Below are 17,088 nucleotides of genomic sequence, written 5' to 3' on the forward strand. Positions count from 1 at the left end.
CCTAGCTCACTTCCAGCTCCAGGATCCGGTCGTCGCCCTCCTTCGGGCTGCCGCGGCCGTCCGTGTTGCTGGTGACCAGCCAGAGCTTGTTGCCGCCCGCCGGGGCCACCGTGCGCAGGCGGCCGTACTCGTCCTCCAGGAAGGACTCCGGGTCCGCCGAGGCCTCCGTGCCCTTCAGAGGTATGCGCCACAGCCGCTCGCCGCCCAGGCCGGCCATCCAGATCGATCCCTCGGCGTAGGCGATACCGCTGGGGGAGGCCTCGTCCGTGGTCCACTGGTCGACCGGGTTGTGGAAGCCGCCGTCGTCCGACTCGCCCTCCGCCTCCGGCCAGCCGTAGTTGTCACCGGGCTTGATCGCGTTCAGCTCGTCCCAGGTGTCCTGGCCGAACTCCGAGGCGAACAGCCGCTGTTTGGCGTCCCAGGCCAGCCCCTGCACATTGCGGTGGCCGTACGAGTACACCGCGGAGTCGGGGAACGGGTTGCCCGGGGCCGGCTCGCCCTCCGGGGTCAGCCGCAGGATCTTGCCGCCCAGGGACTCCTTGTCCTGGGACAGGCCCGTGTCACCGCTCTCGCCCGTGCCCGCGTACAGCATCTTGTCCGGGCCGAAGGCGATCCGGCCGCCGTTGTGGATCTCGCCCTTGGGGATGCCCCGGAAGACCGTGTCCGGCGCGCCGAGCTGCTCACCGGCCGGCTTCTCCTCGTCGTAGATCATGCGGACGATGCGGTTGTCGGAGGCCGAGGTGAAGTACGCGTAGATCATGCGGTCCGAGGCGTACTCGGGGGAGAGGGCGATGCCGAGCAGGCCGCCCTCGCCGGACGGCGACACCCCGGGCACCTCGCCCAGCTCGGTCTTCTCACCGGTCCTGCCGTCGACCCGGGTGACCGTCGCCTCGTCCCGGGAGGAGACCAGCAGGTCGCCGTCGGCCAGCGGGGCCAGGCCCCAGGGGGTGCTCAGGCCCGTGGTCACCGTGCGCACCACCTTCACCGAGCCCTTCGCGGGCGGCGTCTCCTCCGCGCTCCCCTCCGGCGACGACGACCTCGTCGCCGTATCGCTCGGGGTGGCGCCGGCGTCCGAGCCGCCCGGCGGTCCCCCGTCGTCGGAGGAGCAGCCGGCGGTCAGCAGGAGCGCGGCGGCGGCCAGTACGGCCGTCACGGCTCGTCGTTGCACGATCTCGTCCCTTCGACGCGGCGGGTCCTACCTGTCATACACCGCTCGTGCCTCCGAAGTTCCCGATCGCGGAACCCCGAACCGCGAGATCGCCGCCGCCGGCCCCTCGATCAGTCCCACGACCCCTGCGCCGCGGGCAGCTCCGCGATCTCCGCGAGGTCGCGTTCCGTCAGGCGCAGGTCCACCGCGGCCGCGTTCTCCACGACCCACCGCTCCCGCTTGGTGCCGGGGACCGGGATCACCTGGCGGCCCCGGCCCAGCACCCAGGCCAGCGCCACCTGCGCCGGGGTGACGTGCTCGCCGTGCCGGCGGGCGACGCGGCGCAGGCCGGCCACGATCGGCTGGTTCGCGGCCATCATCTCGGCCGTGAAGCGGGGGTGCCGGGCGCGCAGGTCGTCCGCCTCGAAGCCGACGCCGGGCGTCAGCGTCCCGGTCAGGAAGCCGTTGCCCAGCGGCATCGCCGCCAGGAAGCCGATCCCCCGCGACGCGCACCACGGCAGCAGCGCCCGCAGCGCCTCCGGCGACCACACCGACAGCTCCGCCTCCACCGCGCTCACCGGAAAGACCTGCTGCACCCGCTCCAGCTGCCGGATCGTCGTGTCGTGCAGCCGCGCCCCCGGCCGCCGCGCCGAGCGCGCCCCCACCGCGCACAGCCCCAACGCCCGTACCTTTCCCGCCTGCACGAGCTCCGCCATCGCACCCCAGGTCTCCTCGACCGGGACCTCCGGGTCGGCGCGGTGCAGCTGGTAGAGGTCGATGACATCGGTCTGGAGCCGGCGCAGCGACGCGTCGCAGGCCCTTCTCACGTAGCCGGGGCGGCCGTTGGCCACGATGTGCTGATCACCCACCAGCAGCCCGACCTTCGTGGACACGAAGGCGTCGGAGCGCCGCTCCTTCAACACGCGCCCGAGCAGCAGCTCGTTGGTGAACGGACCGTACATGTCGGCGGTGTCGAGGAGCGTCGAGCCCGCGTCCAGCGCCCGGTGCACCGCCCTGAGCGACTCCTCGCCGCGCTGCCGGGACGTGCTGTAGCCCCAGCTCATCGGCATGCACCCGAGTCCGACGGCCCCCACCGCGAGCGCCCCCGCGCCGATCGTCCTGCGCTCCACCTGGTCGTGACCCTCCCTCTCCGGCCCCCCAACCTAACCTCTGCGCTCCCGCACTCCTGAACTAGCCTCCGAACCATGAACGCTGCTGACGTATGGCTTCCCATTCCGCCGGACGAGATCGAGGGCCTTCCCGAAGGGCCGCACTACCGTTTCTGGGACGGGGGTGAGGAGTTCCCCGCCGACCCGGCCGACTGCGTCTTCTACGTCGTGCCGTACATGAAGCCCGCCGGGGTCGGTGTGCGGCCGATGCCCCTGATGCGTTCCGTGCGGGTCGTGCAGACCCTGTCGGCCGGCACCGACAACGTGGAGCCAGGTCTGAAGCACCTGCCCGCCGGCGTACGGCTGTGCAACGCGCGCGGTGTGCACGAGGCCAGTACCGCCGAGCTCACGCTCGCGCTGATCCTGGCCTCCCTGCGGGGCGTCCCCGATTTCGTGCGGGCGCAGGACAAGGGGGAGTGGCGCGGCGGGTTCCGGCCCGCGCTCGCCGACAAGAACGTGCTCATCGTGGGGTACGGCTCGATCGGCGCGGCCATCGAGGACCGGCTCGTTCCGTTCGAGCTCGCGCGGGTGGCGCGCGTCGCGCGCTCCGCACGCACCACGGAGCGCGGTCCGGTGCACCCGCTCACCGAACTGCCCGCCCTGCTCCCGGAGGCGGACGTCGTCGTCCTCTCCACGCCGCTGACCGAGACCACCCGGCACCTCGTGGACGCCGGGTTCCTGGCCCGGATGAAGGACGGCGCGCTGCTGGTGAACGTGGCCCGCGGGGGCGTCGTCGACACCAAGGCGCTGCTCACAGAGCTGGAGAGCGGCCGCATCACCGCGGCCCTCGACGTCACCGACCCCGAACCGCTGCCCTCGGAACACCCCCTGTGGCGGGCACCGGGCGTCCTCATCACCCCGCACGTCGGCGGACCCACCTCCGCCTTCCGGCCGCGCGCCGAGCGGTTGCTGGTCAATCAGTTGCGCCGTCACCTGAACCAGGAGGAGCCCGGCAACGTGGTCCTGGTGACGGGAGCGGGAGACCTGTAGTCCACTTCGAGTACCGTCCGCGTTTCTCCGGGCGCGGTGGGTACTCATATATCAGTTGATCGTTACGGAGCGTAGAGAACCTATGTCCCTGAGTGACGATACTGGTGTATCGTCCCGACAGGGGCCGCGCCGCTGACCATCGGCGCGGGGGCAGGACACTGCGGACAGTGAGGGGGGCGACGGGCGATGCACGGCCTATGGACGAGCGATCCGACGCGGCGGAGCCGTCGGCGACGATCGTGGCGCACGGCCGCACGCCGCCGCGGCCACCACACCCGGTACGGCGGCCCTCACGACGGTCCCGGCCGCCACCCCCACCGGCACGGCAGCCGCGGAAGGCACGCCCACCCGGTGTACCGGCGGCAGAGGGGATGCCGTTCGGATCTTGCCGGGAGCGCGGGGCCCGGAACGCGCTCCCTCACTGCCCGAAGGGGTGTGGGCGGTACCCCCGGCACGATCCGAACGACACCCCTCGGGGACCCGGGAGCGGAGCGGACCGGGAGGTACCGGTGAGTGCGCCCACCCCCACCTCCACGCTCGACGGAGCACTGCGGCAGCAGCCCGCGCCGCCGGCGGCCGGCGCACCGGCCGCCGGCCGCCGGCCCGGCCCGGCCGCCCAACTCGTTCTCGCCCTGGTCTGCGCGGCCTACGCCGTCGGCGCCGCGTTCGGCTGGGGCTCGGAACAACTCGCGCTGATCATGGGCGACTTCGGACTGAGCGCCGCGGCCGGTGCCGCCGCCGTGTCCTGTTTCGTCTACGCCCGCAGCCCCCGCACCCGGTTTCGGCCCGCCTGGCTGCTGTTCGGCCTCTCCTCGGCCATGGCCTCCCTGGGCAACCTGGTCTGGGGGTGGTACGAGGTCGTCCTCGGGCTTCCCGTACCCAGCCCCAGCTCCGCCGACCTGTTCTTCCTGTGCTTCGCGCCACCCGCCATCGTGGGGCTGCTGGTGCTCGCCAAACGGCCCGTGACCAAGGCCGGCTGGGTCTGTCTCGCCCTGGACGCCTGGCTGATCGGCGGCTCCCTGCTCACCCTCGCGTGGAGCCTCGCCCTCGCCCAGGCCGCGCAGGCCGAGGGGCCGGGCGTCGCGCACACCGCGCTGTCACTGGCGTACCCGCTGCTCGACATCGCCCTGGTCAGCATGGTGCTCGCGCTGCACTTCCGGCGCTCGGCGGTCAACCGGTCCGCGGTCAACACCGCGATCGGCGCGCTCGCGCTGACCGTGATGTGCGACGCCCTGTTCACCTCCCCGCTGCTGCACGCCGACTACCGCTCCGGACAACTGCTCGACGCGGGCTGGTTCGCCGGCTCGCTGCTCCTGGCGTACGCCCCCTGGACCGCGCCCCGCGGCGGACAGCCCGAGCGGGAGGGGCACACGCGCGTGGTCCGCGAGCACCTGCCCGGACGGTACGGCACGCCGGACCACCATCACGGCCCGCCCCCCGGCGAGCACACCCGGTACCCGCTCTCCCGGCCCATCACCGGCTCCCTCGCCGCGCTCACGCCGTACCTCGCCGCGGCCGTATGCACCCTGGGGATCCTCTACAACGTCCTCAACGGCCGCAGCGTCGACCGCGTCGTGCTGCTCACCGGGGGCACCGTGGTGCTCGCGCTCGTCGTGCGCCAGGGCATCATGCTGCTCGACAACATCACCCTCACCCAGGAACTGGCGCAGAAGGAGAACCACTTCCGCTCCCTGGTGCAGGGCTCCAGCGACGTCATCATGATCGCCGCCCCCAGCGGCATCCTCCGCTACGTCTCCCCGGCCGCCGCCGGGGTCTACGGCAGGCCCGCGGAGGAGCTGGAGGGGACCGAACTGGCCGGTCTCATCCACCCGGAGGACCTGGGCTGCGTCGTGCACGAGGTGCGCCGCTTCCTCGCCGCCAGTCCGGTCGAGGAACCCACCACCCGCATCGAGTGCCGCTTCCGATCCGGCGACGGGGGCTGGCTGAACGTCGAGTCGACCGTCAACCGGCACCACGGCGGCCTGATCTTCAACAGCCGTGACGTGACCGAACGCGTGCGGCTCCAGGCGCAGCTCCAGCACAACGCGGAGCACGACCCGCTCACCGACCTGCCCAACCGCGCCCTGTTCACCCGGCGCGTCCAGCAGGCCCTGTCCGGCCGCCGCGCCTCGGACCGCGGGGCCGCCCTCAGAGGCACGGCGGTGCTCTTCATCGACCTCGACGGCTTCAAGGGCGTCAACGACACCATCGGACACCAGGCCGGGGACGAGCTGCTCGTCCAGGCCGCCCGCAGACTCCAGGACGCGGTCCGCAAGGGCGACACCGCCTCCCGGCTGGGCGGCGACGAGTTCGCGGCCCTGATCGTCGGCGACGGCGTCCGCGACCGGGACGCCCGCGAGCGGCACATCGTCGAACTCGCCGACCGGCTGAGAGCGACCCTCTCCCAGCCCTACGCCATCGACGGCAACGATGTCCGGGTCAACGCCTCCATCGGCGTGGCCTTCGCCGAACCCGGCCTCGGCGCGGGCGAACTGCTGCGCAACGCCGACCTCGCCATGTACCGGGCCAAGGCCGCCGGCAAGGGCCGCGTGGAGCTGTACAAGCCGCAGATGCAGCAGGACGTGGTGCGCAGGGCGGAGCTGGCCACCCGGCTGCGTGCGGCGCTGCACCACGGCGAGTTCGCCCTGCTGCACCAGCCGGTGGTGTGCCTGGCGGACGGCCGGATCACCTCGGTCTGCGCCCAGGCGCGCTGGCGCTCCTCCCAGGGGGTGCTGTTCACCCCCGCGGAGTTCCTGCGCGTGGCCGAGGACAGCGAGAAGACCGCCGAGCTGGGCCGCTGGGTGCTGGAGGAGGCCGTCGAGCAGGCCGCCGAACGGCACGCGACCGGTCTGCCCGTCCCGGTGGCCGTCCGGCTGAGCGCGCACCGGCTCCTCGACCGGTCACTGCCGCTGGGCTCGATCGAGGCCCTGCTGACCCGGCACGGGCTGCCGTCCGGCTCCCTGGTCGTCGAGCTGGCCGACACCGACCCCAGGGCGTCGCTCGACGAGCTGGAGCGCCGGCTGACCGTGCTCAAGCGGCTCGGCGTCCGGATCGCGCTCGACGGCTTCGGCAGCGGACCCGCGGCGATCACGGCCCTCAGACGGCTCCCCGTCGACGTGCTGAAGCTCGACCGGGGCCTGGTCGACGGCGTGGTGGAGTCCGCGCGGCTGCACAAGATCACCAGCGGGCTGCTGCGGATCGCCGCCGACCTCGGGATGCAGTCCGTGGCCGGCGGCGTGGACCTGCCCGAGCAGGTCGCGGCCCTGCGCGCGATGGGCTGTACGCACGGGCAGGGCAAGGCCTTCTCCGGGCCGCTGGACGAGTACCGGCTGCGCAGGGTCCTGGCCGCCGGGCACTACCCGGTGCCGCCCGGACCGGCCGAACCCGTGTTCGTCGGCGGGGGCTCCGGTGTGTACTCCACCGGAGTGACCGCCGTACTCCAGGGCGGTACGGCACTGCGCTCACATAATGAGACTCCCGTCCCACCCACTTGACACTGGGTGTGCGCCGGGTGGAGGGTCAGTGCCATGCGCACCCGAATTCTCGTACTTGGAAAGCGCGTCGGCTGACGCTGAGCCTCCACCGCTCAGCGACCACCACCCGGCGCGCTCCCCTCGCTTGCCTTACGGCACGAGGGGTTTTTTGTTGCACAGGCACCCGCCGAGCAGCACGCGTAACCCGTACAAAATTCGCAAAAACCCTCAGCATCGAGAAGAGAATGCCGATGACCGAGCAGGCCACCGGGGCCCATCACCCGCAGCCCCGGCCCCGATCCGGAGGACAGTCCGCCCCCGTCGAGCACGTCACGGGCGCACAGTCCCTCATTCGCTCTCTCGAGGAGGTCGGCGCCGACACGGTATTCGGCATTCCGGGGGGCACCATCCTGCCGGCGTACGACCCCCTGATGGACTCCACGCGGGTGCGCCACGTGCTGGTCCGCCACGAGCAGGGCGCCGGCCACGCGGCCACCGGTTACGCCCAGGCCACCGGCAAGGTCGGGGTCTGCATGGCGACGTCCGGTCCGGGCGCCACCAACCTGGTCACCCCGATCGCGGACGCGCACATGGACTCCGTGCCGATGGTCGCGATCACCGGGCAGGTCGTGTCCAAGGCGATCGGCACGGACGCCTTCCAGGAGGCGGACATCGTCGGCATCACCATGCCGATCACCAAGCACAGCTTCCTGGTCACCAAGGCGGAGGACATCCCCCGGGCGATCGCGCAGGCGTTCCACATCGCCTCCACCGGCCGCCCGGGACCGGTCCTGGTCGACATCCCCAAGGACATCCTCCAGGCGAAGACCACCTTCTCCTGGCCGCCCGCCATGGACCTGCCCGGCTACCGGCCCGTCACCAAGCCGCACGCCAAGCAGATCCGCGAGGCCGCCAAGCTGATCACCGCCGCGAAGCGGCCGGTCCTCTACGTCGGAGGCGGCGTCCTCAAGGCCCGTGCCACCGCCGAGCTGAAGGTCCTCGCCGAACTCACCGGAGCTCCCGTCACCACCACCCTGATGGGACTCGGCGCGTTCCCCGACAGCCACGAGCTGCACGTGGGGATGCCGGGCATGCACGGTGCGGTCACCGCCGTCACCGCGCTGCAGAAGGCCGACCTGATCGTCGCCCTCGGAGCCCGCTTCGACGACCGCGTCACCGGCAAGCTGGACAGCTTCGCCCCGTACGCCAAGATCGTCCACGCCGACATCGACCCGGCCGAGATCGGCAAGAACCGCGCCGCCGACGTGCCGATCGTCGGTGACGCCCGCGAGGTCCTCGCCGACCTCGTCCAGGCCGTCCAGAAGGAGCACGCCGAGGGCAACCGCGGCGACTACACCGCCTGGTGGAACGACCTGAACCGCTGGCGCGAGACCTACCCGCTCGGCTACGACCAGCCCGAGGACGGCTCGCTCTCCCCGCAAGCGGTCATCGAGCGCATCGGACAGCTCGCGCCCGAGGGCACGATCTTCGCGGCCGGCGTCGGCCAGCACCAGATGTGGGCCTCGCACTTCATCCAGTACGACAAGCCCGCCACCTGGCTGAACTCCGGCGGAGCCGGAACCATGGGCTACGCCGTCCCGGCCGCCATGGGAGCCAAGGCCGGCATGCCCGACCGCGCCGTCTGGGCGATCGACGGCGACGGCTGCTTCCAGATGACCAACCAGGAGCTCACCACCTGCGCCCTGAACAACATCCCGATCAAGGTCGCCATCATCAACAACGGCGCCCTCGGGATGGTCCGCCAGTGGCAGACCCTCTTCTACAACCAGCGGTACTCCAACACGGTGCTGCACTCCGGCCCCGGAGCCGACACCGCAGAGAAGAGCGCCGGCACCCGGGTCCCCGACTTCGTGAAGCTGTCGGAGGCCATGGGCTGCTACGCGATCCGCTGCGAGGACCCGGCCGACCTCGACAAGGTCATCGAGGAGGCGAACTCCATCAACGACCGCCCGGTCGTCGTGGACTTCATCGTCCACGAGGACGCGATGGTGTGGCCGATGGTCGCCGCCGGCACCTCCAACGACGAGATCATGGCCGCCCGGGACGTCCGCCCCGACTTCGGCGACAACGAAGACGACTGAGAGCCGTCAGGACTTTCAAGCAGAGGAAGCAGATCATGTCCAAGCACACGCTCTCCGTCCTGGTGGAGAACACCCCGGGCATCCTGGCCCGGATCGCCGCCCTGTTCTCCCGCCGCGGCTTCAACATCGACTCGCTCGCCGTCGGCGTCACCGAACACGCCGACATCTCCCGCATCACCATCGTGGTGAGCGTCGAGGAGTTCCCGCTGGAGCAGGTCACCAAGCAGCTCAACAAGCTCGTCAACGTGCTGAAGATCGTCGAGCTCGAACCCGGGCAGGCCGTTCAGCGCGAACTCGTTCTGGTGAAGGTGCGCGCCGACAACGAGACGCGCTCCCAGATCGTCGAGATCGTCCAGCTGTTCCGCGCCAAGACCGTGGACGTCTCCCCGGAGGCCGTGACCATCGAGGCCACCGGCAGCAGCGACAAACTGTCCGCCATGCTCAAGATGCTGGAGCCGTTCGGCATCAAGGAGCTCGTCCAGTCCGGCACGATCGCGATCGGACGTGGTGGCCGTTCCATCACGGACCGGTCGCTGCGCGCCCTGGACCGGTCGGCGTAAGACCCGAAGCGGGCGGCCGGGACACGACCGGCCGCCCGTATTCCGAGACCGAGAGACTTCCCTTCCCCTCACCGGCATACGGTGGGACGCAACACCTGCACACAAGGAGAGAACCCAGTGGCCGAGCTGTTCTACGACGCCGACGCCGACCTGTCCATCATCCAGGGCCGCAAGGTCGCGGTCATCGGTTACGGCAGCCAGGGCCACGCCCACGCGCTGTCGCTCCGTGACTCGGGTGTCGACGTCCGCGTCGGTCTGCACGAGGGCTCCAAGTCCAAGGCCAAGGCCGAGGAGCAGGGCCTGCGCGTGGTGAGCCCGTCCGAGGCCGCCGCCGAGGCCGACGTCATCATGATCCTCGTCCCGGACCCGATCCAGGCCCAGGTCTACGAGGAGCACATCAAGGACAACCTGAAGGACGGCGACGCCCTGTTCTTCGGTCACGGCCTCAACATCCGCTACGGCTTCATCAAGCCCCCGGCCGGCGTGGACGTCTGCATGGTCGCCCCCAAGGGCCCGGGCCACCTGGTGCGCCGTCAGTACGAGGAGGGCCGCGGCGTTCCCTGCATCGCCGCCGTCGAGCAGGACGCCACGGGCAACGGCTTCGCGCTGGCCCTGTCGTACGCGAAGGGCATCGGCGGCACCCGCGCCGGCGTCATCAAGACGACCTTCACCGAGGAGACCGAGACCGACCTCTTCGGCGAGCAGGCCGTCCTGTGCGGTGGCACCGCGGCGCTGGTCAAGGCGGGCTTCGAGACGCTGACCGAGGCCGGTTACCAGCCGGAGATCGCGTACTTCGAGTGCCTGCACGAGCTGAAGCTGATCGTGGACCTCATGTACGAGGGCGGCCTGGAGAAGATGCGCTGGTCGATCTCCGAGACCGCCGAGTGGGGCGACTACGTCACCGGCCCGCGGATCATCACCGACGCCACCAAGGCCGAGATGAAGAAGGTCCTCGCCGAGATCCAGGACGGCACGTTCGCCAAGAACTGGATGGACGAGTACCACGGCGGTCTGAAGAAGTACAACGAGTACAAGCAGCAGGACTCCGAGCACCTGCTGGAGACCACCGGCAAGGAGCTGCGCAAGCTCATGAGCTGGGTCGACGAAGAGGCGTAAGACTTTTGCTCCGCGGCGGTGCCGTTTGTCGGTGCCGTCGCGGGGCTCTGCCCCGGACCCCGCTCCTCAAACGCCGGAGGGGCTGAACTGGTGATCATTCCGCAGAGGCGCAAGACGACTCGCCCCGCGCCACTAGACTGCTGTACAACAAACGCGTCAGGCCCACAGCGTCGTGCGTCTTCCACGCGGCTAGCACTTCTTCACCGCCTGCGGCCGTCGGGACGGCCGTCCGCATTGGACTTGTGAGGACTCACGTGAGCTCGAAACCCGTCGTACTCATCGCTGAAGAGCTGTCGCCCGCCACCGTCGACGCGCTCGGCCCGGACTTCGAGATCCGCCACTGCAACGGCGCGGACCGCGCCGAACTGCTCCCGGCCATCGCCGAGGTGGACGCGATCCTGATCCGCTCGGCCACCAAGGTCGACGCCGAGGCGATCGCCGCCGCGAACAAGCTCAAGGTCGTCGCCCGCGCCGGCGTCGGCCTGGACAACGTCGACGTCTCCGCCGCCACCAAGGCCGGCGTGATGGTCGTCAACGCCCCCACCTCGAACATCGTGACCGCCGCCGAACTCGCCTGCGGTCTGATCGTCGCCACCGCCCGCCACATCCCGCAGGCCAACGCCGCGTTGAAGAACGGCGAGTGGAAGCGCAGCAAGTACACGGGTGTCGAGCTCGCCGAGAAGACCCTCGGTGTCGTGGGCCTGGGCCGCATCGGCGCGCTGGTCGCCCAGCGCATGTCCGGCTTCGGCATGAAGGTCGTCGCCTACGACCCCTACATCCAGCCCGCGCGGGCCGCGCAGATGGGTGTCAAGGTCCTGTCGCTGGACGAGCTGCTCGAGGTCTCGGACTTCATCACCGTCCACCTGCCCAAGACCCCCGAGACCGTCGGCCTCATCGGCGACGAGGCGCTGCGCAAGGTCAAGCCGAGCGTGCGCGTCATCAACGCCGCGCGCGGCGGCATCGTCGACGAGGAGGCGCTGTACTCGGCGCTCAAGGAGGGCCGCGTCGCCGGCGCCGGCCTCGACGTGTACGCCAAGGAGCCGTGCACCGACTCCCCGCTGTTCGAGTTCGACCAGGTCGTCTGCACCCCGCACCTCGGTGCCTCCACCGACGAGGCGCAGGAGAAGGCCGGTATCGCCGTCGCCCGCTCGGTGCGCCTCGCCCTCGCCGGTGAGCTGGTCCCGGACGCGGTGAACGTGCAGGGCGGGGTCATCGCCGAGGACGTCAAGCCGGGTCTGCCGCTCGCCGAGCGCCTCGGCCGGATCTTCACCGCGCTCGCCGGTGAGGTCGCGGTCCGCCTCGACGTCGAGGTCTACGGCGAGATCACCCAGCACGACGTGAAGGTGCTGGAACTGTCCGCGCTCAAGGGCGTCTTCGAGGACGTCGTCGACGAGACGGTGTCCTACGTCAACGCCCCGCTGTTCGCCCAGGAGCGCGGTGTCGAGGTCCGGCTGACCACCAGCTCCGAGTCGGCCGACCACCGCAACGTCGTCACCGTGCGCGGCACCCTCTCCGGCGGCGAGGAGATCTCGGTCTCCGGCACGCTGGCCGGTCCCAAGCACGTCCAGAAGATCGTCGCGGTCGGCGAGTACGACGTCGACCTGGCGCTCGCCGACCACATGCTCGTGCTGCGCTACGAGGACCGTCCGGGTGTCGTCGGCACCGTGGGCCGCATCCTCGGCGAGGCGGGCATCAACATCGCCGGCATGCAGGTCGCCCGCGCGACGGTCGGCGGCGAGGCGCTCGCCGTGCTGACCGTCGACGACACGGTGGCCGCCGGGGTACTCGGTGAGCTGGCCGCGGAGATCGGGGCGACGTCCGCCCGGTCGGTCAACCTGGTCTGAGAGTGCCGGGGGCTCTGCCCCCGGGCCCCCGTTCGCCCTGAACGGGCTCGTCCTCAAACGCCGGACGGGCTGAGTGCATCAGCCTGTTCGGCGTTTTCTGCTTGCCCACGTACCAGGATCCTGCGCAGCCCCGTCGCGGCCAGCCCGGCCGCCCCCAGAAGCAGTACCGCCGCCGCGACCGCCGCTCCCTGCATCCCGCTGGTGAACGCCTCCCGTGCCGCCGTCGCCAGGGCGTCCCCCGCGCGCCCCGGCAGTTCGGCGGCGACGGCCAGTGCGCCGCCCAGGGTCTCCTGGGCCATCGCGGGGGCCGCGTCCGGCATCTCGTGGCGGTAGACGGCCGTACCGATGGAGCCGAGGGCGGCCATGCCCAGGGCGCCGCCGAACTCCGTGCCGGTCTCCAGCAGGGAGGACGCCGCCCCCGCCTTCTCGACCGGCGCAGAACTCAGGGCCAGGTCGGTGAGCAGGGACATCACGATGACGATGCCCGCGGCCAGCACCCCGCAGGCGGCCAGGACCAGCCACAGCGAGTCCGTACCGGCCGGGGCCAGCAGCCCGTAGCCGCCCGCCGCGACGACGAAGCCGGCCGTCACGACGTACGCGCGCTCCACGCCCCGCTGGACGAGCTGGGCGGCGACCGGTGCGGCGGCGGCGACGAGCACCGACGGCAGCAGGCTCCACAGCGCGGCCTCCAGCGCGCTCTTGCCGAGCACCGACTGCAGGTACTGGGTGGTGAAGTACGCCGAGCCCATCATCCCGAAGGCCGACAGGGTGTTGAGGACGAGCGCCGGGGTGAAGCCGTGCCCGCGGAAGAGGGCCGGCGAGATCATCGGCGAGGCCGAGGTGCGCTGCCGGTGCACGAACAGCGCCGCGAACAGCAGGCCGACGGTGATCGAGACGACGTAGCGGACGTTCCAGCCCTCGGAGGGCAGTTCCTTCAGGCCGTAGACCACGGGCAGGACCGCCGCCATCGACAGCGGGACGCTCAGCAGGTCGAAGCGGCCGGGGGAGGGGTTCTTCGACTCGAGGAGCAGCACCGGGCCGAGGACCAGCAGCAGGGCCATGGCGGGCAGGTTGACCAGGAAGACCGAGCCCCACCAGAAGTGCTCCACGAGGACGCCGCTCATCACCGAGCCGAGCGCGATCCCGGCCGTCATCACCCCGGACCACAGCCCGATCGCCTTCGCCCGCTGGGCGGGGTCGGTGAACATCGTGCGGACCAGCGCCATCGTCGACGGCATCAGGGTCGCGCCGCCGATGCCGAGCACCGCGCGGGCCGCGATCAGCGTCTCGGCGGTGTGCGCGTAGGCCGCGAGCAGCGAGGCGGCGCCGAAGGCCGCGGCCCCGAAGAGGAGCAGCCTGCGACGGCCGACGCGGTCGCCCAGCGCGCCCATCGTCATCAGCAGGCCGGCCAGGACGAAGCCGTAGATGTCGAAGATCCACAGCTGCTGGGTGCCGCTCGGTTCCAGGTCCGCGCTGATCTCGGGGATCGCGAAGTAGAGGACGGAGACGTCCATCGAGACCAGCAGCAGCGGGAGCATCAGCACGGCGAGCGCGGTCCACTCGCGGCGGCCGGCGCGGGGCGGGTTCGTTGTCATGCCGGTGACTGTACGTACGTCTTATACGCTTGTCTAGAACGATCGTATAAGACAGATGTATGGAGGGGTGGGTAAGGTGACGCCATGGGACACCGTGAGGATCTGCTGGAGGGCGCCAAGCGCTGCCTGCTCGCCAAGGGCTTCGTGCGCACGACGGCGCGGGACATCGTCAAGGAGTCGGGGACCAACCTGGCGTCCATCGGCTACCACTACGGGTCGAAGGACGCCCTGCTCGCCCAGGCCTACATCTCGCTGGTGGAGGGGATGGGCGGCGCCTTCGAGGGCGACGGGACCGTGGACGAGACCGTGCCCGGCTCCCTGGAGCGGTTCGAGCGGGTGTGGTCGAACATCATCGGCACCATGAAGGAGCCCGGCTCGGTGTGGCGGCTCAGCATGGAGGTCCTCGCCCTCGGCGACCGGCTCCCCGAGGTCCGCGACCACCTGGCGGCGGCGCAGCGCGAGGCCGGGCGCGGTCTGGTCCCGCTGCTGATGGGCGGCCGGGAGGAGGACGTGTCCGACGAGACCGCGGACACGGTCGGCATGTTCTACGTGACCCTGATGACGGGCCTCATCGCCCAGTGGACCTTCGACCCGAAGTCGGCTCCCGACGGCGGGCAGCTCACCGCCGGCCTGCGCCGGGTGATCGAAGCCGCCGCTACAGGCGATGCCCCTTGAGCGCCATGTGCAGCAGCAGCCGGTCCTCGCCGTCGTCCAGGTCCAGGCCCGTGAGCTGCTCGATCCGCGACAGCCGGTAGTACAGGGTCTGGCGGTGGATGCCCAGCTCGGCGGCCGTGCGGCCGGCCTGGCCCGCGCGGTCGAGGTAGACCTCGGCGGTGCGGGCGAGTTCGGCCTGGGCGGGGGAGAGCAGGGGGCTGACGGCGGGGTCGTGGGCGGCGCCCGGGGGCAGCGCGGTCAGCAGGCGGAACGGGCCGATCGACGCCCACCGGGCGACCGGTCCGAGCCGGGGTTCGGCCAGCGCCGCACGGGCCGACGCCGACGCCTCCTCCCAGGCCGCGCCCAGTTCGGCGAGGCCCGCGCGGGGCGCGGCGATCCCGGCGGCCACCGGGGGGCCGCCCGAGCCCGCCCGTTCCAGGAGCCGTGAGGCCGCCGCCGTCGCCGGGGTCAGTACGTCCGTCGAGCGCAGCCGCAGGAGCAGGGCCAGAGACAGGCCGGTCGTCCCCCACGGCAGGGTGCACAGCGCCGTCGCCCCCGGCACCGTACGCACCGACGGGGCGTCGTCCGGGCCGGCGGAGGGCCAGGGGGCGACACAGACCACCGTGTGCGGACCGTCGGCGCGGCTGCCGAGGGCGGTGCGCAGCTCGGCGACGGCCATCTCCCGCTGCCAGTCCCGCTCCGCCGTCAGCACAGCCCGCAGTTCCCGCGTGAGGTCGGCGCCGTGCTGGGCCTCGTCCGCGAGCAGCGCCCCGATCCGCGCCGTCACCCGCATGGCCGCGCCCAGCTGCTGCTCCGAGGGGCCGGGGTCGTAGTCGAGCAGCCAGACATAACCGAGGACGACACCCCGATGCCGTACCGGCAGGCAGATGCGTCCCCGGTGCACGCCCGCCTCCGGGGTGCGGGGGATGCGGACCGGGCCGGTCGCGCGGGTGATGCCGAAGCCCTCGAACCAGGTGCGGACGGCGGCCGTCGAACGGCGGGTCAGGATCGAGCGGGTGCGCACCGGGTCCAGCGCGGACGGATCGAGGTCGCCCTCGCTGTCGTACGCCCCGAAGGCGATCAGCTCGAAATCGCGGTTCTCCAGGGTCGCCGGAGCGCCCAGCAGCTCCGAGATCTCGTCCACCAGCTCCTGGTAGTCGTCCCTGTGTTCCGACGTCACCCGGGCATTCTGCCGCAAAATCCCGGAGGCTTCATACATCTGTCTGAGATCCGCGGCACGGATGCGTGACAGCTGTCGATGGCCCACGATCGGGGGCAACCGTAGGTTTCACGGTGGTTCTCCGTGCCGTACCCGAATCGTCGGGTGACGGCCTCATGCAGCTTGTGGAGGTGCCCCGTGCTGGGTCCCGTGATTCTCGCCGCGTCGCGCAGCGACCGGATGCGACGCCTGATCTCGGCGGCCCCGGTGACCAAGCAGGTCGTCGACCGCTTCATCCCCGGGGAGACCGTCGACGAGGTCCTGCCGATCATCCGGGAGCTCACCGGCAACGGCCTGGAACTCACCATGGACGTGGTCGGCGAGGACATCACCACCCCCGAGCAGGCCGCCGCCGCCCGCGACGCGTACCTGGAGCTGATCGGCCGGCTCAAGCCGCTGGAGCTCGGTACCCGCGCGGAGATGTCGGTGAAGCTGTCGATGTTCGGCCAGGCGCTGGACGGCGGTCACGAGCTGGCCCTCGCCAACGTCCGCCCGGTCGTCGAGGCCGCCGCCGAGATCGGCACCACGGTCACGCTGGACGCCGAGGACCACACCACCCTCGACTCGATGTTCGCCATCCACGAGGAGCTGCGCAAGGACGTCCCGCAGACGGGCTGCGTCATCCAGGCCTACCTCTTCCGCACCGAGGAGGACGCGCGCCGCCTCGCCGCGGCCGGCAGTCGCGTACGGTTGGTGAAGGGCGCCTACAAGGAGCCCGCCGAGGTCGCCTACCAGCAGAAGCACGAGATCGACAAGGCGTACGTGCGCATCCTGCGGACGCTGATGGAGGGCGAGGGCTACCCGATGATCGGGTCCCACGACCCGCGCCTGATCTCCATCACCCAGGAACTGGCCCGCACCGCCGGACGCAAGCTCGACGAGTACGAGTTCCAGATGCTCTACGGCATCCGCAGCGACGAGCACCTGCGACTGGCCGCCGAGGGCCACCGCATGCGCGTCTACACGGCCTACGGCACCGACTGGTACGGCTACTTCATGCGCCGTCTGGCGGAGAAGCCGGCGAACCTGCGGTTCTTCGCGCGGAGCATGATCAGCCGTGGCTGAGGCAACCCGGCTGTGCCCCGGTTTCGGCCGGGGGTCCGGGGGGTGTCCCCCGGGAAAGCACAGCATGCGCCGTCTGGCGGAGAAGCCGGCGAACCTGCGGTTCTTCGCCCGCAGCATGATCACCAAGGGCTGACACCACACCGCTCACGACAAG

General features: G+C 71.2%; 12 protein-coding genes. 8 read left to right on the forward strand and 4 right to left on the reverse strand.

Features of this window, described 5'->3' with window-relative positions; all coding sequences use genetic code 11:
• Nucleotide 1: 1 nt before the first annotated feature.
• Together AMK33_RS31465 and AMK33_RS31470 are read right to left on the reverse strand one after the other, a co-directional pair.
• The gene (locus AMK33_RS31465) at nucleotides 2–1,168 is read right to left on the reverse strand and encodes a PQQ-dependent sugar dehydrogenase (protein WP_235618259.1); all 1,167 of its coding nucleotides are present in this window, start codon (nucleotides 1,166–1,168) and stop codon (nucleotides 2–4) included.
• A gap of 110 nt (nucleotides 1,169–1,278) precedes the next feature.
• On the reverse strand, nucleotides 1,279–2,277 hold the full coding sequence (locus tag AMK33_RS31470; protein WP_073936411.1) for an aldo/keto reductase: 999 nt from the start codon (nucleotides 2,275–2,277) through the stop codon (nucleotides 1,279–1,281).
• Between the two features lie 75 nt (nucleotides 2,278–2,352).
• Here AMK33_RS31470 and AMK33_RS31475 point away from each other — a divergent pair, with 75 nt between their 5' ends.
• From AMK33_RS31475 to serA, 6 genes are all read left to right on the forward strand, one after another.
• Nucleotides 2,353–3,306, forward strand: coding sequence for a 2-hydroxyacid dehydrogenase (locus tag AMK33_RS31475; protein WP_073936412.1), 954 nt, complete (start codon nucleotides 2,353–2,355; stop codon nucleotides 3,304–3,306).
• A gap of 509 nt (nucleotides 3,307–3,815) precedes the next feature.
• Complete coding sequence (locus AMK33_RS31485; RefSeq protein ID WP_073936413.1) at nucleotides 3,816–6,800, forward strand: putative bifunctional diguanylate cyclase/phosphodiesterase; 2,985 nt, start codon at nucleotides 3,816–3,818, stop codon at nucleotides 6,798–6,800.
• A 230-nt stretch (nucleotides 6,801–7,030) separates the two neighbouring features.
• Nucleotides 7,031–8,881: an acetolactate synthase large subunit gene (locus AMK33_RS31490; protein ID WP_107425272.1), complete on the forward strand. Its 1,851-nt coding sequence runs from the start codon at nucleotides 7,031–7,033 to the stop codon at nucleotides 8,879–8,881.
• A gap of 35 nt (nucleotides 8,882–8,916) precedes the next feature.
• Complete coding sequence (gene ilvN / locus AMK33_RS31495) at nucleotides 8,917–9,441, forward strand: acetolactate synthase small subunit (RefSeq protein WP_030866294.1); 525 nt, start codon at nucleotides 8,917–8,919, stop codon at nucleotides 9,439–9,441.
• Between the two features lie 117 nt (nucleotides 9,442–9,558).
• Nucleotides 9,559–10,557 (forward strand): ketol-acid reductoisomerase, encoded by a 999-nt coding sequence (gene ilvC, locus AMK33_RS31500; RefSeq protein WP_073936415.1) that lies wholly within the window; start codon nucleotides 9,559–9,561, stop codon nucleotides 10,555–10,557.
• A gap of 254 nt (nucleotides 10,558–10,811) precedes the next feature.
• Nucleotides 10,812–12,401 (forward strand): phosphoglycerate dehydrogenase, encoded by a 1,590-nt coding sequence (serA, locus tag AMK33_RS31505; RefSeq protein WP_073936416.1) that lies wholly within the window; start codon nucleotides 10,812–10,814, stop codon nucleotides 12,399–12,401.
• 53 nt (nucleotides 12,402–12,454) lie between these two features.
• Here serA and AMK33_RS31510 read toward each other — a convergent pair whose 3' ends face one another.
• Complete coding sequence (locus AMK33_RS31510) at nucleotides 12,455–13,996, reverse strand: MFS transporter (RefSeq protein ID WP_073936417.1); 1,542 nt, start codon at nucleotides 13,994–13,996, stop codon at nucleotides 12,455–12,457.
• Between the two features lie 84 nt (nucleotides 13,997–14,080).
• Here AMK33_RS31510 and AMK33_RS31515 point away from each other — a divergent pair, with 84 nt between their 5' ends.
• A complete protein-coding gene (locus AMK33_RS31515; RefSeq protein WP_073936418.1) occupies nucleotides 14,081–14,671 on the forward strand; it encodes a TetR/AcrR family transcriptional regulator in 591 nt (196 codons plus the stop codon).
• On the opposite strand, the gene AMK33_RS31520 is transcribed toward AMK33_RS31515, so the two are convergent.
• Complete coding sequence (locus AMK33_RS31520) at nucleotides 14,652–15,869, reverse strand: PucR family transcriptional regulator (protein ID WP_201263112.1); 1,218 nt, start codon at nucleotides 15,867–15,869, stop codon at nucleotides 14,652–14,654. The genes AMK33_RS31515 and AMK33_RS31520 overlap by 20 nt on opposite strands.
• A gap of 138 nt (nucleotides 15,870–16,007) precedes the next feature.
• Between AMK33_RS31520 and AMK33_RS31525 the strand changes: the two genes are divergently transcribed.
• On the forward strand, nucleotides 16,008–16,934 hold the full coding sequence (locus tag AMK33_RS31525) for a proline dehydrogenase family protein (RefSeq protein WP_073936420.1): 927 nt from the start codon (nucleotides 16,008–16,010) through the stop codon (nucleotides 16,932–16,934).
• The last annotated feature ends 154 nt before the right edge of the window (nucleotides 16,935–17,088 follow it).

The organism is Streptomyces sp. CB02400 (genome assembly GCF_001905725.1).
Classification (GTDB): domain Bacteria; phylum Actinomycetota; class Actinomycetes; order Streptomycetales; family Streptomycetaceae; genus Streptomyces; species Streptomyces atrovirens.

Coding starts and splice junctions, on each gene's coding strand:
- AMK33_RS31475 (WP_073936412.1), top strand. CDS start 2,353: ATGAACGCTGCTGACGTATGGCTTCCCATTCCGCCGGACGAGATCGAG.
- AMK33_RS31490 (WP_107425272.1), top strand. CDS start 7,031: ATGACCGAGCAGGCCACCGGGGCCCATCACCCGCAGCCCCGGCCCCGA.
- ilvN (WP_030866294.1), top strand. CDS start 8,917: ATGTCCAAGCACACGCTCTCCGTCCTGGTGGAGAACACCCCGGGCATC.
- AMK33_RS31510 (WP_073936417.1), bottom strand. CDS start 13,996: ATGACAACGAACCCGCCCCGCGCCGGCCGCCGCGAGTGGACCGCGCTC.
- AMK33_RS31515 (WP_073936418.1), top strand. CDS start 14,081: ATGGGACACCGTGAGGATCTGCTGGAGGGCGCCAAGCGCTGCCTGCTC.
- AMK33_RS31520 (WP_201263112.1), bottom strand. CDS start 15,869: ATGTATGAAGCCTCCGGGATTTTGCGGCAGAATGCCCGGGTGACGTCG.